The following is a 14,942-nucleotide window of genomic DNA, read 5'->3' as shown; positions in this document are numbered from 1 at the left end:
TCCTCCTCTCTTAGCGGAGCTGCTCGGCGAGAAGGCCGAGGATGTTGGGCGCAACGCCCGTCGTATCCTCGCCGCCGTCCGGACCCTGAACGGTCACGCGCGTCTCAGCGCCTTCGCCCGAAAGGTGAATGCGGTAGTTGGGCGCGGCAATGACGGCGTCGGAGCTGAAGAGGTTCGTGAAGAACCCGCGCTTTTCCTTCTGAGCGGCTTCATAAGCCGGATCGAGGTAGCGGACGAGGAACCAGCCGGCAGTGCGGTCGCGGTCGACCTGCTCGAAGCCCATGCGGTCAAGCACGAGGCCCATGCGGCGCCAGGCCTGGTCGAAATTGTCCGTCAGAACCACAGCGGCAGCCTTGCCGTCAGCACCGTTCTCGATGCGGGCGCGGGTAGCGGCGGGCTCAACCTTGAACTGCTGAGCGAGCTCCTTCTGAGCTTCGGCCTCAGCCTCAGCAGAGGCATCGGGATTGAATTCGGCATCAATGCGGAGCGCGAGGCGCTGAAGCATTTCCGCTTCCATCGTCGGATCCGTGGGACCCGGCTGCCAGACGGTGCTTTCCTTATCGGCGCCCGTCACCACCTCAACCATCGAGCGGTGCGAGATGTAGATGTCGGTCGTGCCGTCGTCGTTGCGCTCCATGCGGGTGCGGTACTGATCCTGCTCGCCCGTGGAGTATGCAAAGTCGATCACCTTGCCGATCGTGCGGCGGATGATGTCCTGCGGGAGCTTGGCTTTGTTTTCAGCCCATTCGGTTTCCATGTAGCCCGTCTTCGGATTCTGCTCGCGAACCACGAGACCGACGGAGGGCCAGAAGTCCTGCACCACTGCCCAGAGCTGCTCGGGCGCGGCATTGACGCGCAGCCACCGGTCGCTCCCTTCCTTCATCACCTTCGCGCGGACGGTGAGCGGAACAATCTTGGAAGCGGTCGGCGCGTTCGCATCCGCCGCCTGACGGGCCTTCTCGGCCTCTGCGTTCGCGCTTACCACGCCCGGACGCGCAGGCACCTGGAAGCGGTTGTCATTCTGAATCGGCGTCAGATCGGGCGGAATTTCGAGATTCGCACGCGAGTTGGAGGACTCGTACTGAACCTTGTCGTCATTGAAGTCAATGCCGAGGAAGGTGCAGCCCGAAAGAGAGGCAATCGCCGCTGCAGCGGCGGCGAGGCGGAACGCGCGCATGGACATTCTTGTAATGGATTCCAAAAAAATCGTTTTTGCCTTCGGACAATTCCCGCAAAGAAACCCCGAAGGCGCTTGAAAGTCGAAAAATTTTATCAAAGCCGCGGGGCACCGAGGAGATTCAAAAGCGCCGTGGTGCAATTTGTTACGGCTAATCCTCAAAACCGGCAGGTTTCAGGAAGAGCCTTCACTACCGGGCGCCGAGCGAAACTGCAAGCTTTTCAACCGGTCCGGGCTTCATCCAGACGATGCGCTCCACGCCGTAATCGAGCTCGGTCAACCCTTCCTCGTAGGCGACGATCCTAACGCCGGAAGGCGCGAGCCTGAGAAGCTCGCCGGGGAGAAGATAGTGGTCCGGGTTCCTCGGCCTCCCCCAGATGCGCGTATTCACTTCCGTGAAGGTCTCCATGATGAAGAGCCCGCCCGGCGCAAGCGACGCATAGTAGTGCGGGAAATGAGGCCGGTGGAGGTAGTTCGTGACGACGATCGCGTCGAACTGATCCTCTCCATAAGGCCAGGGCTCGTTTTCAAGATCCCGGCATTCGAGCGTGAGACCGGGCGTGCCGGCGAGCGCTTCAACATGAGAGAGATCAATGTCGACCGCCGTCACCCGGCAGCCCTTCATGAGAAAGAGCCCCGTATGGCGGCCTTCGCCGCAGGCGAGATCAAGCACTCTCGCGCGGGCGGGAAGCTCATCGGCAAAGCGCATCACCCAGGCGGACGGGTAGCGCATGCAGTTTTCCTTCGGGTTCTTGCAGATCGTCATGATTGAGGATTCCCTTAGAGCACGAGATTGACGAGCCACTGCCCGAACATCAGGAAGGGACGAACGAAGAAGGTAAGGCCGCCGCCGACCATGAGGACGAGGAGAATGATCATGCCGTAGGGTTCGATCCGGTCGAGCTGCTCGCCCGCGCGCTCGGGGAGGAGCCCCCTCAGGATGCGCCCGCCGTCAAGCGGCGGAATCGGAATGAGATTGAAGGCCATGAGCATGAGATTGACCGAGATCCCCGCCGAGCAGACGGAAAGCACGAACTTGTCGTAAATCCCGACGGCAACGCAGAGCTTCAGAAGAAGCGCCCAGATGATCATCTGAATGGCATTGGATCCGGGGCCGGCGATGGCAGTAACCAGCATGCCCTGACGCAGATTGCGGAAATTCCAGGGATTGATGGGCACGGGCTTCGCCCAGCCGAAAAGAAGGCCGCCACCGCCCGTGAAGGCGGACATGAGGAGCAGCGCTCCCGGAATGGCGATGGTGCCCACAGGGTCGATGTGAGGGATGGGATTAAGCGTCACGCGGCCCATGCGCACGGCAGTCGGGTCGCCGCATTTCGACGCCGCCCAGCCGTGGGCGGACTCGTGAAGCGTGATCGCAAAGATGAGCGGGATAGCGTAGACGCAGACAAGCTGGATCGCGTGATAGAGGCTGTCCATAATGAGGCTTGATGAAGGTTCCTTGACAAGAGGAGAAATCTTAATGCAGGTTGCCCGCCGCTCCGCGCCGCGGGACACATCGGCACACGAATCTTTCCGGGCCTTTCCAAGTCTTTCGTCTCTGCGGAAGCACCGGCATGTCTGACTGCGACCCGGCGTGACGCATGGGTATCGAACAATGGGGTAGCTCGAAATTCATTCAGAGAGACTTCATTCATGGCCTACGGATACAGCACCTGCTACTACACCGAATCCAATACGGCGCTCCGCGCCGCCGCGTTTATTTCTTCCTGGCTCAAGGTCCAGTTCGGACTCGAGGGCGTTGAAGCCTGGAAGCCCGGGTTCACGGTCTTCTCCGCTTTCGGAGAAGCTTTCCGGTTTGAGGCGCGCCGCCGCCGGCCCGAGAAGACCGGCATGATCCGCGCCGAATGGGTGCTTGAGCTCACATCCTCAGGGGCTCCGAAGTGCGTGCTTGGGTTTTCCTCTGCCTCGCTTCTCGGGTCCTCGTCTTTTTCGGCTTTCTATTCGGCCGACCTCACTCATCCGGGAGCCGAAGTATTCCTTCGAAGCTACTACCGCTTCACCCGGGAATTCGCGCCGGGGAAAATCCTCTCTGAGGACTCCTTTTCTCCGCTCTGCGACCGCTTTGAATCTCCTCTTCTGCCTTTTGAATCTCTGCCGCTTCTGGAGGCGAGAGAAGTCATTCCCGACATACCTTTCCTTCAATCTCTCAGAAACGATGCGAAGCGGCGCACCTTCGCGCTCGCCATGGAGATTCTCGAAGGCGTTCGCCGCGCCCGCCGTCGGGACGAAGACTTACTCGACCGCAAGACTGTGAAAGCGCTTGCGCCCGCTCGCTATCGCAGAACCAATGAAGCGCCGCTTACTGAAGAAGAAAAGATCCGGCTCCTGAAAGCCGAAACCGAAAGGAGCCTTCTGCTTTCGCTCAGCAAAAACCGCCAGGAGCCCTCGCCCCGGATGGGGCGGGGAGGAATGGCGGCTAATCGGAGGTCTGATTCTCAATGTATTTTTTAAGAACTTCCAGGGAGGCGCCGCCTACGGAACAAGCGAAGTAGTTGCGCGACCAAAACAACCCTGTTCTGCCGCCTTCAAGAATCCCTGGATATTCCTCGCGTATCTTTCTAGACGAACGCGTTTTAAAGCGGTTCACCATTTCACTGATGCTTACCTTCGGAGGGTAGCTCACGAGCAGGTGCACGTGATCCGCCTCCGCATTGGCCTCCAGGAGGCTGCAGCCTAAATCCTCCGCCGCTATTTTTAGCGCAGCAAGCACGCTTTCCAGTACGTTCGGCGTCATCACTTTGCGCCGGTATTTCGTTGTGAAAATCAAATGCACATGGAGCTTCGTCACGCTGTGACGCGCTCTTTCATAGTCGTCGAACATCGGAATTCTTCTTGACCGCCATATCTTAATTATGATAATATCATAATATTATTTAATAATATATTCCTTTGACCGCTATATGCTCCGCGCTGCGAAATTCCGCATCTACCCGACTGCCGCACAGAAGGCTTTTCTCTGGGCGCAGTGGGGTGCTGTCCGCAAGTGCTGGAACATGGCGCTCTTCCTGAAAAAGCATTACTACCGCACGCGGGGCGTCTCGCTCGATCTCATCCACGAGATCAAGCCCCTTCTCGCCAGAGCCAAGAAGTCGAAGAAGTACGCATGGCTCAGGGAATACGATTCGATGGCGCTTCAGGAAACGGTGCGGAATCTCAACAAGGCCTACCGCGCTTTCTTTGAGAGAAGAGCGGGCTTCCCGCACTACAAATCCCGCAGAGGTCCGCAGTCGAGCTATCACTGCACCAACGTCTCCGTCGGCCCAAACTACGTGTGCGTGCCGAAGATGGAGCCGATCAAGGCCAGAATTCATCGCGAGGTCGTCGGCAAGGTGAAGAGCATCACGCTTGAAGCCGATGCTGCCGGCGACTATTACGCCGCCGTGCTCTGGGAGGATGGCCTTGCTGAAAAGGAACCTCTGAAGGAGATCTATGAAGATCAGGTCACCGGCATTGACGTCGGCATCAAGGATCTCCTCATTGAATCAAACGGCCGTAAGGAACCGAACCCGAAGCATCTGAAGCGCGCCCGCAAGGTCCTGCGCCGAAGAAGCCGGCAGTTTTCAAGAACAAAGAAGGGCAGCCGCCGGCGCGAGAAGGCGCGCCGCAGGCTCGCACGCGCGCATAAGCGCGTGGCTAATGCCCGCAACGACAACCTTCACAAGGTCTCTTCGCGACTCGTGAACGAAAGCCAAGCGCTGGCTGCGGAGAGTTTGAGAATCATCAACATGCTGAAGAACCCACGCCTGGCGGAATCCATTGCTGATGCCGCCTGGAGCGAGCTCTTCCGAATGATTGCCTACAAAGCGAAGCGGGAAGGAAAGTACTTCGTGCAGATCGATACCTTCTTTCCCTCTTCGAAGACGTGCTCCTGCTGCGGCTTCAAGCTTGAAAAGCTTGATCTGGCGACGCGCGAATGGACTTGCCCGCACTGCGGCGCTCACCATGATCGCGACGTCAACGCTGCAGCCAACATCCGGGCAGAAGGCATTAAAAAGTTGAGGGCGGAGGGGCTACCCGTCCTTCGGCGAGAATAGTCCTCGCCTTATGCTCGCTGAGGTCGTGTAAATCCCGGAGACATCCGGGTTGTGACCGTAGAAGCGAGAAGCCTCGCCCAATTCGAAGAATTGGACGGGGAGTAGTCACCACCGATGAGGCATTCCAATGGCTCTCTTCGAGCGCTTCTGAAAAGACCGCGCCTCTGCCTCGCCTCAATCGAAAGATGCGCCGAGCGCTCGAAAAGAAAAATGCTCTTGCGAAGCCTGAGAACGCCTCCGCAGCGAACGAAGCTCAGACTGCTCAGTCAGGCAGCCTCACTGCTGAAGCGGAGAATCAGGGCGAATCACTGGATTTCGTCCCCGGTACAGACCAGACGGCGGGAATGCCGGACATTCACGCCGAAGCCGAATCCATATTCCGGGATGCAAAGAACAGCGCCCGTGAAGCGCGGCTTGAGCGCCTGAGCAGCATGACCCCGAACGAAGAAGACGCCGCCCGGGAACGTGCGCTCCTAGAAGATAGGCTCAAGGCCTCTCAGCTGCGCCAGGCAGCGCTTGAGGAGGCGCGGGAAAAGGAAGCCGCCGAATTAGCGAGACGGCTCGACGATATCGCCCAGAAAGCACTCGAACGAAAGCGCATCCTGGCTGCGGCAGACGAAGCGCAAAGGAGAGCCGAACGTGCGCTGGCAATGGAAGCTCGTGCAGAAACGCCGGCGGACGAAGAGCAGCTCTCCGGGAAAAGCGACGCCCGGAACGAGGCCGCGGAAAGAAACCGGGCAAGAAGCATCGCGAGGCGTGACGAAATGCTCGCCCGCCGGGATGAAGTGCTTCGGCTGAGATCTCAGAACACGTGCATCAGCGCCAAAGTGGGAGGCAAAAGCATTCCTTCGCAAGCTCCGCTCGAGGAAAACGCGCATGCCCAAGCCCGCGGCATTCAGGACCCGTGCTCTCTCTCCGGGCGCCTCGGGAGTCTCGCCAAAACGCTGGACCTTGCCGTCGCGGAAGCGTCTGCCATGGAAGCTGAAGTTGCGCTCCTGCGCGAACAGGTTCTGCGCGAGGAGGCGCGCACGCAGCTCTGGAGGAACGCGTATGAGGAGATCTCGAGGAGCCGCTCCGCCGCCTCGGTCGAAGCTTTCCGCAGAATCACGGCGAATCTCGTCACGCGTCCCAACTGGGAGCCTTCCGTTGAAGAGTGCCTCCAGTATGTTGAAGCATTTCGCCCGGACCGTGTGACGGTGCTCGACTCCGCCTAGGAGTCGGCCCGCGAGAGCGCGCCCTTTCTTCTCGGGCGGCGGCTTCTGAGCCTTCTCATGCGGCTCGTCACCGACGCCGTGGATCAGAGAATGGAAGGCGGCGACCGGCGCCTCTCGAGCGTCTTCTCAACGCGCGAATACTGCCCGCAGGAAACTCAGGAGACGCTTTCCGCCCGCGACTATGCAAAGCGCCGCACGTTCCGCTACATGGGAGAAAAGCTCCTCATGGAGCAGCACCTGCGGATCGGGAACTCAAGAGACAGAGGACGCTGCCTGAGAATCTACTTCGACTTTGCGAAAACCGACGGGCGCGTTCTCATCGGCTGGTGCGGACGGCACCTCCCATGTCTCTCCACCTGAGGGGAGGTTCGCTCCGGATGGTCTTTCCGGGACGGGAAGACCTTCCGGATGATCGTCGGCCAGAGCCTCAATCGACTCCATGCGGCTTCCCATGCGGCGGCTCTTGACCGACATCTGTTCGAGCGAGGACTGCGCCTCCCTGAACTTCTTCTCGACCACCTCAAACTGACGCGTAAAGCCCGCGAACTCCGTCTTCACTTCCGTGAGAATGCGCCAGACTTCACCGCTTCTCTTTTCCATCGCAAGCGTCATGAAGCCCATGAGGAGACTGTTGAGAAGCGCCGTAATGACGGTAGGACCTGCGGGCGTAATGCGGAACTCACGCTGCAGCCGGTCGGCGAGCCCCGGGATCCGGAGCGCCTCGGCATAAAGCCCTTCGGAAGGGAGAAACATCACGGCAAATTCCGTTGTAACCGGAGGCTTCACGTATTTGTCCCGGATGGACTTTGCCTGCTTCAAAAGCGCCCGTTCGAGTCCCTTGCGGGCGTCTGCCGCGCGGGCGGGGTCTCCGGCACGCTCGGCTTCCTCGAGCATTTCCCAGTCTTCGAGCGGGAATTTGGAATCAATCGGAAGCCAGCAGGGGCTCTCCGCATCCCGGCCGGGAAGCCGAACCGCAAAGTCGACCATTTCGCCCGACTTCGGATCAAGCTTCACCTGAGAGGCAAACTGCCCGGGCGAGAGCACTTCCTCAAGGATCGCGTTGAGCTGCACTTCGCCGAAGGTGCCGCGGGTCTTGACGTTCGCGAGAATGTTCTGGAGCCGCGCGACATTTCTCGCCATCTGCCGCATTTCGCCCAACCCCGTTTCCACGAGTCCGAGCTTCTCGTCGACGCGGCGAAAGCTCGCCGAAATGCGCTCGGAGAGCGTCTTCTCGAGCTTTTCCTCAACGGTTGCGCGCATGGCTTCAAGCTTCGCAGCGTTCTCCTCGCGCACTTTGCCGAGCGCCAGATCGAGCGTCGCGCGAATTTCCTTCAACTCTTCATTGAGCTTCTTTCCGAGCCCCTCGGCCGCTCCCGCATTGGTTTCAAGCACCTTCGCAAAGCGCGCGTCGACCATGCCCTGAAGACTGAGGAATTCCTTCGCCAGAATTCCGTTCATGCGCTCGAGCTCGCCCCGGGAGCCCGCGGAATAGTTCTGCAGCGCTTCTCCCGAACGCTTCTCTTCCTGAGCGATGTAGTTGATGAGTCCCGTCATGGACGTGGTGAGCCGGGCGTCAGTCTGCGCAATCTGAGAGGAAAGCTCCCGGCGCACCTCCATCACGCCCTCCATGAGGGCGTCATTCATTTCGTCCGCGTCATCGCGTCCGTGCCGGCGTTCCGTGAGGAGAATGGCAAGAAGCGCCGCGAGCGCGATGAAGGAAAGTGCAGAGAGAATCAGAACTGCAAGAAGAAGCGTGCTTGTCTGAGGCATGGAAAGGTTCGAGTGCGTTGAAAAATTCCCGGCAGAACGAGGATTCTATAGGTCCGCCCAGGCAACGCCCTAACCAGCCGCAGGCAGCTTTAATCCTGAGGCTTCTCGTCCTTCCCTTTGGATTTCTGAGGAATGCTCTTTTTGAGCCAGCCCGCAAAACGCACGCCCAGGGCCCTTGCAGCCTCTCCGGGAGAGAGCTTCTTTTTGAGCCTGCTCCTCGCGGTCGCCATCGCTTCGCCGGCGACCTTCGCGGCCGCGCTCTGCATTTCCTCTGCATCCGCATTTTCAGCGGGCGCCGTCAGTCCGCCTGAACGCACGGATTCGACGCTTCTTCTGTATTCCGCGTCGAGAATGTCGCGCACGCTCATCATGCGCGACTCGGACTCCGCTTCATCCTCCTCGCGCTTCACAAGCTGCTCGACTGTAACAGCGGCAAGCGAAATCGAAGCAATAAGAGGTTCGCAGAGAAGGAACACGTTCTTGTCGGCCGGATCAAAGTCCCCTGCCTCGTCAAGAGTCCGGAGGAGCACCACCACCGGGAGATCCTTGTTGAGCTGCCGCACGACGGAAAGCACGCGCTCGGCTTCAACCACGTCCGCCCCCGGCAGGACGAGGACGCCCGCACGGGTGACGTGTGCCTGCGCAAGCACCATCGGATCCGTGGGGTCGCCCACAATCACGCCGAACCCATCGGCCCGAAGCTCTTCGAGCGGATCAGACGGATTGCAGATGACGATCGTGCGCCGCCCTTCCTTCTTCATCGTTTCAAAGAGCTCGCGCGCTACTTCGGAAGCGCCGATCACGATCACCTGGCCGTCGAGCATTTCGCGGGGCGTGTCCGCAGGGAGCTGCGAGAAAGGAGGCTGCCGCATGGCGGCCCGGCGCGCCCATTTGAAGCGGCTCACGAGGAACTGCCGGATGTGCGGGGCGGCGAGGAAGAGGAGCGGATTCAATGCAATCGTCATGATCGACGCCGCAACGATGACGCTCATGATGCTTGCGTCGACGAGCTTCAAAGCAATGCCCTGGCCGGCGAGAATGTAGCTGAATTCGCCGATCTGCCCGATTGAGGAGCCGATCGTGAGCGCCGTGTCGAGCGGCCACCGCAGAAGGACGACGATCGTCGTCGAAAAGGTCATCTTGCCGATCATGATGATGAGAACGACAAGAAAGATCTCAAGGGGCTTTTCGAGGAAAACGTGCCAGTCGAGCATGAGGCCGACCGAGACGAAGAAAAGGACCGAGAAGGCGTCCTGAAGGGGGAGCGATTCCTGAGCCGCGCGGTGTGCATAGCGGCTCTCCTGCATCACCATGCCGGCGAGGAAGGCGCCCAGAGCAAAGCTCACGTCGAAGATGGCGCCCGCGCCGTAGGCAATGACAATTGCGGCCCCGAGGACGGCGAGCGTGAAGAGCTCGCGCGACCCTGTGCGCGCCACTTCCCGGAGCATCAGCGGCAGAACCTTTCTTCCCACCACCATCATGAGGGAGACGAAGACTGCCGCCCAGGCCAGGGTCTTCACGATGTCAAAGAGAACGCCGAGGAGCGAAACCGTCTGGTCGCCGTGCACTGCTGCCGCAAAGGGCGGCAGGCAGACGAGAAGGATCACCGAAACGAGGTCCTCCATCACGAGCCAGCCGAGCGTTGCCTGCCCGTTCATTTCGTTCGTGAGCTTGCGAATTTCAAGGGCCTTCGTGACCACCACGGTCGAGGCGCCGGCGATGGAAAAGCCGAAGAGTACGGCCGCGCCGAAATCCCAGTGCCAGAACCCCATGGCGACGCACGCGGCCAGGGAGGCCGCAATCACCATCTGCGTCGGTGCGCCCGGTATCGCCACGCCCTTCACGCGCACCAGATCGTGCACGGAGAAGTTAAGCCCGACGCCGAACATGAGGAGCATGACGCCGATTTCGGCGAGCTGCTCGATCATCTTGGAATTGACGGGCGGCAATCCCGGAAGGACGCTTGCCGCAAGGCCGGCGAGAATGTAGCCGACAAGCGCCGGAGCGCGGAAAAACTTTTCCGCTACGTAGCCGAAAGGAAGCGCCAGTCCGAAGCCGGTGACCAGGCTTGTAATCAGGGAATAATCGTCCACTTTTCCGCGTTCCCGAAGGATCCTGCTTTTTTGGGTTGGCGAAAGTTTACCGCTCTACCCGACCGTGTGCGACAAGGGATCCCATACTTTGTTTACATGTTGTTTATGCGGGGAGTCCGAAAAAAAGCGCCGCGGGGACATTCATCCGTGCGCGGCGCTTTCTGAAAAAGGACAGAACCCTTTCGTTACTGGGCGGTCGGGACCTTGCCGACAACGCCCTTCACGAGCCAGTTCATGTTGAGAAGCTCTTCATCGGTCGCGGTCTTCCCTTCGGGAACGCGAACCTTGCCTTCATTGTCGACGATCGGACCGGTAAAGGGCGAAAGCTCGCGCTTTTCCATCTTTTCGTAGGCAGTCTTGATGTTTTCGACCACATTCTGGGGCGTCGAGGGGGCGATGTCGACGAGCGCCACCATGTGCTCGGGAATGCCGCCCCAGACGGAATCAGGCTTCCAGGTGCCGTCCATCACGGCCTTCACGCGGCCCGAGTAGTACTCGTGCCAGGACTGCACGACGCCGCCCAAGAGCATCGTCGGCGCAATGCGCTTCATTGCCGTGTTGTAGGAAATCACGGGGATCTTCAGATCCTCGCAGGCGGCTGCAACTGCGGGCGAGTCGGTGTGGTGCGTGAGCACGTCGGCCTTCTGGCCGACCAGGGTCTTCGTCGCATCGGCTTCCTTGCCCGGATCGTACCAGGAGGAGGTCCAGACCACGCGAACCTCAATATTGGGGTTCACGCTCTGAGCGCCGAGCGTGAAGGCATTGATGCCCTGAAGGACTTCAGGAATCGGAACCGCAGCGACGTATCCGAGGACATTCGTCTTCGTGGTGGCGCCGGCGAGCTTGCCCGCAAGGTAGCGCCCTTCATAAAAACGCGCCGTGTAGTTGCCGACGTTGGCGGCAGTCTTGTAGCCCGTCGCGTGCTCGAACTTCACGTCCGGAAATTCCTTGGCGACCTTGAGGACGGAATTCATGTAGCCGAAGGACGTCGCGAAAATGAGCTTGTTGCCCTGCTGCGCGAGGTCGCGCAGAACGCGTTCGGAGTCGGCGCCGGCGGGAATGTTTTCAACCGTCGTCACCTTGATCTTGTCGCCGAATTCCTTCTCAAGCTCCTGACGTGCAAGGTCATGCTGGCGGGACCAGCCCTCCTCGCTCGCGGGGCTCACGTAGACGAAGGCGATCTTGAGGGGGCCCTGGGCCGTCTCAGCCGTCTTGGGAGCATCCGCAGTCTTCGCGGCCTGAGGGGCCTCGGTCTTGTCGCCGCAGGCGGAAAGCATGAGGGCCATTGCGCCGGCAAGGGCGAGCTTGAAAGCAATGCGCTTCTGCATGAAGGATTCCTTTTATGGAAAAAAAGTATTCAGCAAAAGCGGCTCCGAAACCGAAGCCGCCTGATTAAAAAGTTGCTCTTTAGTTCATCGTCGGAAGCTTGCCGGCGACGCCCTCAACGAGGTAGCCCATCGTGAGAAGATCCGAATCGGTAGCCACCTGACCGGCCTTCAGAACTTCCTTGCCGGTGTTGTCGACGATCGGGCCGGTGAAGGGATGGAATTCACGCTTTTCCATCTTTTCGGTCGCCGCCTTGATGTCGTCGACCACGCTCTGCGGGGTGGTCTTTGCAATGTCGACGAGCGCCACCATGTGTTCAGGGACGCCGCCCCAGACGGACTGCGGCTTCCAGGTGCCGTCCATGACGGCCTGGATGCGGCCTTCATAGAAGCTGTCCCAGATCTGGATGACGCCGCCCAGGAGCATCGTGGGCGCAGCGCGCTTCATCGAGGTGTTGTAGGAAATGACGGGGATCTTCGCTTCCTCGCAGGCTGCCGCCACAGCCGAGGAATTCGTGTGGTGCGTGATCACGTCGGCCTTCTGTCCGATCAGGGACTTCGTGGCGTCGGATTCCTTGCCCGGGTCGTACCAGGCGGAGGTCCAGACGACGCGGACCTCAACATTGGGATTCACGCTCTTCGCGCCGAGCGTAAAGGCATTGATGCCCTGAAGCACTTCAGGAATCGGAAGCGCGGCGACGTAGCCGAGAATGTTCGTCTTCGTGGTCGCGCCGGCGAGCTTGCCCGCGAGATAGCGGGCTTCATAAAAGCGGCCGGAATAGTTGGCGACGTTCTCGGCGGTCTTGTAGCCCGTTGCATGCTCGAACTTAACGTCCGGGAACTCCTTTGCAACCTTGAGAACGGAATTCATGTAGCCGAACGAAGTCGCGAAGATGAGCTTGTTGCCCTGCTGCGCGAGGTCGCGCAGAACGCGTTCAGCGTCGGCGTTCTCGGGGATGTTTTCAACCGTCGTCACCTTGATCTTGTCGCCGAACTTTGCTTCCGCGGCGCGGCGGGCGATGTCGTGCTGCGTCGACCAGCCTTCCTCGTTTGCCGGACTCACGTACATGAAGGCGACCTTGAGGGGTTCACCGGCCTTCGGCTGAGGAGCGGCATCAGCTGCCTTGGCGGGTGCGCCTGACTGCGCGGGAGCCTTGGGAGCCTCCTTTTCGCCGCAGGCCGTAAGCATGAGAGCGGCCGCGCCGGCGAGCGCGAGCTTGAAAGCAAAACGCTTGTTCATTTTTTCAAAACTCCAAGAAGTTAAAAAGGAAAAAAGGCTCACGCGCTCCTTCAGCTTCTCGGCGCGAAAGGCTTGCCGAGAGAAGCGGGAACATTGAGACGGATCCACTGAGGATTGCGCGAAATCAGAACGAGCACGAGGATGGTCGCGAGATAAGGCGTCATCGCCATGAACTGCGGGGAAATCGAAATGCCCATGCCCTGGAAGGCAAACTGAAGCATGGTCACGCCGCCGAAGAGGTAGGCGCCGACGACGACGCGAAGCGGACGCCAGGTGGCAAAGGTAACAAGCGCCAGCGCAATCCAGCCGCGGCCGGCTGTCATCCCTTCAACCCAGAGGGGCGTATAGACGAGCGACAGGTAGGCGCCCGCCACGCCCGCACAAAGGGCGCCGAAAAGAACGGCGAGAAGGCGGATGCGGAGAACCGGGAAGCCGAGCGCGAAGGCCGACTGCGGCGCCTCGCCCACGGCGCGAAGGATCAGACCCGCACGCGTCCTGAAGAGGAACCACCAGACTGCGGCAATGAGAATCAGAGCGCCGTAGACGAAGAAGTGCTGCGAAAAGAAGGCTTCGCCGAGGAACGGAATGTTTTCGAGCCCGGGGATGCCGGAAGCGGCGCGTTCGGAGAGCGCCTGCCCCAGGAGGGGCTTCCCGATAAAGGCCGAGAGACCGGTGCCGAAGAGCGTGAGCGCGAGGCCGGCAGCGTACTGGTTGGCGTGCATGCCGAGCGTGAAGAACGCAAAAAGGAGCCCCAGCAGAAGGCCGACTCCGGCGCCCGCGAGGAAGCCTAACGGGAAGCTTCCCGTCGCGAGCGTCGTCGAAAAGCCGATCACGGCGCCCATCAGCATGATGCCTTCGATGCCGAGATTGAGAACGCCCGACTTTTCATGAATCACAATGCCCGCGGCGGCAAGCAGCAGCGGCGTTCCGGCATTGAGCGTGGAGGAGATGATAGAAGCGGCGAGTGACATGTCAGGCGCCCTCCGTCGTACGGCGTTCAGTGAAACCGCGCCAGGAGAGCCGGTAGAAGATCGTGGTGTCGCAGGCGAGGATGAAGAAGAGGAGGAGCCCCTGATAGACCCCGGTGATGGATGAAGGGAGCCCGAGGCGGCTCTGAGCGAGTTCGCCCCCAAGATAGAAGAGCGCCATCACGAAGGCGGCGGGAATGCAGCCGAGCGGCGACAGGCGGCCGACAAAGGCCACGATGATCGCGGCAAAGCCGTACCCCGGAGAGATCGTGGGAGTGAGCTGTCCGAGCGGACCCGAAGCCTCAATGCCGCCCGCAAGACCGGAGAGAGCGCCGCAGATGATGAGGGACGCCCAGATGAGCTTTCCCGGATGGTAGCCCGCATAGCGCGCGGCAAAGGGCGCCATGCCGGAAACCTTGAACTGGAATCCGAGCGCCATGCGGTCCATGAGAATCCAGATGCCGAAAGCGGCAATCAGGGCAAAGAGCGCCCCCAGATGAAGGCGCGTGCCTTCAATCACAGGGAGCATCGCGCCCGATTCGAAGAGCTCGGTCTGCGGGAACCCGTAGCCCTGCGGATCGCGCATCGGCCCCTGCACGCACCAGGCGAGAAGGAACTGCGCGACGTAGACGAGCATCAGGGAAACGAGAATTTCGTTCGCGTGGAACTTGTGCCTCAGGAGCGCCGTGAGGCCGCCCCAGACGGCTCCGCCGAAGGCGGATGCAAGCATCACGACGATGACGTACCACTTGCCGAACGAGGGTTCGCAGAGGAGCGCGGCAATGCCGCCCGTGATGGCGCCGGCAATCAGCTGCCCTTCCGCACCGATATTCCAGATATTGGCCTTGAAGCAGACGACGAGGCCCACTGCGCAGAGAAGGAGCGGCGTCATCTTGACGCCGACCTCGGTCCAGCCTCGAAGGCTGTCGAGCGGCGCGATGAAGAAGATGCCGAGCGCGCGGATGGGATCCTGGCCGAGCGCGGCAAAAAGACAAAACCCCGTAAGCACAGTGAGCGCAAGCGCGATCAGGGGGGAAATCCATGAAAGCGCGCGGGCGGGCTCAGTACGCGGCGTCATGGCGATCGGGAACTGCAGCATG

The 14,942-nt window shown here is 60.4% G+C and carries 14 protein-coding genes; 4 read left to right on the top strand and 10 right to left on the bottom strand.

From position 1 onward, the window contains the following. Positions 1–10: 10 nt before the first annotated feature. From bamC to Q0106_RS07095, 3 genes are all read right to left on the bottom strand, one after another. Positions 11–1,177 carry an outer membrane protein assembly factor BamC gene (bamC, locus tag Q0106_RS07105; protein WP_297610829.1) on the bottom strand — a complete coding sequence of 389 codons (1,167 nt, stop codon included), beginning with the start codon at positions 1,175–1,177 and terminating at the stop codon, positions 11–13. A 190-nt stretch (positions 1,178–1,367) separates the two neighbouring features. Then, positions 1,368–1,943: a class I SAM-dependent methyltransferase gene (locus Q0106_RS07100; RefSeq protein WP_297610827.1), complete on the bottom strand. Its 576-nt coding sequence runs from the start codon at positions 1,941–1,943 to the stop codon at positions 1,368–1,370. Positions 1,944–1,957: 14 nt separating this feature from the next. Beyond that, on the bottom strand, positions 1,958–2,614 hold the full coding sequence (locus Q0106_RS07095) for a site-2 protease family protein (RefSeq protein ID WP_297610824.1): 657 nt from the start codon (positions 2,612–2,614) through the stop codon (positions 1,958–1,960). A gap of 216 nt (positions 2,615–2,830) precedes the next feature. Between Q0106_RS07095 and Q0106_RS07090 the strand changes: the two genes are divergently transcribed. After that, positions 2,831–3,649 (top strand): hypothetical protein, encoded by an 819-nt coding sequence (locus Q0106_RS07090; RefSeq protein WP_297610822.1) that lies wholly within the window; start codon positions 2,831–2,833, stop codon positions 3,647–3,649. On the opposite strand, the gene tnpA is transcribed toward Q0106_RS07090, so the two are convergent. Further along, on the bottom strand, positions 3,615–4,019 hold the full coding sequence (gene tnpA / locus Q0106_RS07085; protein ID WP_297610819.1) for an IS200/IS605 family transposase: 405 nt from the start codon (positions 4,017–4,019) through the stop codon (positions 3,615–3,617). The genes Q0106_RS07090 and tnpA overlap by 35 nt on opposite strands. Positions 4,020–4,098: 79 nt before the next feature. On the opposite strand from tnpA, the gene Q0106_RS07080 reads away from it, so the two are divergent. The 3 genes from Q0106_RS07080 (at position 4,099) to Q0106_RS07070 (ending at position 6,806) form a co-directional block, all read left to right on the top strand. Beyond that, on the top strand, positions 4,099–5,232 hold the full coding sequence (locus Q0106_RS07080) for an RNA-guided endonuclease TnpB family protein (RefSeq protein WP_297610816.1): 1,134 nt from the start codon (positions 4,099–4,101) through the stop codon (positions 5,230–5,232). Between the two features lie 185 nt (positions 5,233–5,417). After that, the gene (locus Q0106_RS07075) at positions 5,418–6,446 is read left to right on the top strand and encodes a hypothetical protein (protein ID WP_297610813.1); all 1,029 of its coding nucleotides are present in this window, start codon (positions 5,418–5,420) and stop codon (positions 6,444–6,446) included. A gap of 57 nt (positions 6,447–6,503) precedes the next feature. Next, on the top strand, positions 6,504–6,806 hold the full coding sequence (locus Q0106_RS07070; protein ID WP_297610811.1) for a hypothetical protein: 303 nt from the start codon (positions 6,504–6,506) through the stop codon (positions 6,804–6,806). Here the strand turns inward: Q0106_RS07070 and rmuC are convergent. From rmuC to Q0106_RS07040, 6 genes are all read right to left on the bottom strand, one after another. Further along, positions 6,699–8,216, bottom strand: a complete 1,518-nt coding sequence (gene rmuC, locus Q0106_RS07065) for a DNA recombination protein RmuC (RefSeq protein WP_297610808.1) — start codon at positions 8,214–8,216, stop codon at positions 6,699–6,701. The two genes, Q0106_RS07070 and rmuC, sit on opposite strands and share 108 nt — an antisense overlap. A gap of 89 nt (positions 8,217–8,305) precedes the next feature. Beyond that, positions 8,306–10,309 (bottom strand): cation:proton antiporter, encoded by a 2,004-nt coding sequence (locus Q0106_RS07060; RefSeq protein ID WP_297610806.1) that lies wholly within the window; start codon positions 10,307–10,309, stop codon positions 8,306–8,308. A 185-nt stretch (positions 10,310–10,494) separates the two neighbouring features. Then, entirely contained in the window at positions 10,495–11,637 is a 1,143-nt protein-coding gene (locus Q0106_RS07055; RefSeq protein ID WP_297610804.1) for a BMP family ABC transporter substrate-binding protein, read from the bottom strand. A gap of 79 nt (positions 11,638–11,716) precedes the next feature. Beyond that, entirely contained in the window at positions 11,717–12,874 is a 1,158-nt protein-coding gene (locus Q0106_RS07050; RefSeq protein WP_297610802.1) for a BMP family ABC transporter substrate-binding protein, read from the bottom strand. Between the two features lie 50 nt (positions 12,875–12,924). Then, positions 12,925–13,845, bottom strand: a complete 921-nt coding sequence (locus Q0106_RS07045; protein ID WP_297610800.1) for an ABC transporter permease — start codon at positions 13,843–13,845, stop codon at positions 12,925–12,927. 1 nt (position 13,846) lies between these two features. Then, the gene (locus Q0106_RS07040) at positions 13,847–14,941 is read right to left on the bottom strand and encodes an ABC transporter permease (RefSeq protein ID WP_152158364.1); all 1,095 of its coding nucleotides are present in this window, start codon (positions 14,939–14,941) and stop codon (positions 13,847–13,849) included. Between the last annotated feature and the right edge of the window lies 1 nt (position 14,942).

It is taken from the genome of uncultured Sutterella sp. (assembly GCF_937923675.1).
Classification (GTDB): domain Bacteria; phylum Pseudomonadota; class Gammaproteobacteria; order Burkholderiales; family Burkholderiaceae_F; genus Sutterella.
Note: the sequence above shows the minus strand (reverse complement) of the source record. Positions and strands in the feature narration are given on the sequence as shown.

Coding starts and splice junctions, on each gene's coding strand:
- bamC (WP_297610829.1), bottom strand. CDS start 1,177: ATGCGCGCGTTCCGCCTCGCCGCCGCTGCAGCGGCGATTGCCTCTCTT.
- Q0106_RS07100 (WP_297610827.1), bottom strand. CDS start 1,943: ATGACGATCTGCAAGAACCCGAAGGAAAACTGCATGCGCTACCCGTCC.
- Q0106_RS07095 (WP_297610824.1), bottom strand. CDS start 2,614: ATGGACAGCCTCTATCACGCGATCCAGCTTGTCTGCGTCTACGCTATC.
- Q0106_RS07090 (WP_297610822.1), top strand. CDS start 2,831: ATGGCCTACGGATACAGCACCTGCTACTACACCGAATCCAATACGGCG.
- tnpA (WP_297610819.1), bottom strand. CDS start 4,019: ATGTTCGACGACTATGAAAGAGCGCGTCACAGCGTGACGAAGCTCCAT.
- Q0106_RS07080 (WP_297610816.1), top strand. CDS start 4,099: ATGCTCCGCGCTGCGAAATTCCGCATCTACCCGACTGCCGCACAGAAG.
- Q0106_RS07075 (WP_297610813.1), top strand. CDS start 5,418: ATGCGCCGAGCGCTCGAAAAGAAAAATGCTCTTGCGAAGCCTGAGAAC.
- Q0106_RS07070 (WP_297610811.1), top strand. CDS start 6,504: ATGCGGCTCGTCACCGACGCCGTGGATCAGAGAATGGAAGGCGGCGAC.
- rmuC (WP_297610808.1), bottom strand. CDS start 8,216: ATGCCTCAGACAAGCACGCTTCTTCTTGCAGTTCTGATTCTCTCTGCA.
- Q0106_RS07055 (WP_297610804.1), bottom strand. CDS start 11,637: ATGCAGAAGCGCATTGCTTTCAAGCTCGCCCTTGCCGGCGCAATGGCC.
- Q0106_RS07050 (WP_297610802.1), bottom strand. CDS start 12,874: ATGAACAAGCGTTTTGCTTTCAAGCTCGCGCTCGCCGGCGCGGCCGCT.
- Q0106_RS07045 (WP_297610800.1), bottom strand. CDS start 13,845: ATGTCACTCGCCGCTTCTATCATCTCCTCCACGCTCAATGCCGGAACG.
- Q0106_RS07040 (WP_152158364.1), bottom strand. CDS start 14,941: ATGCTGCAGTTCCCGATCGCCATGACGCCGCGTACTGAGCCCGCCCGC.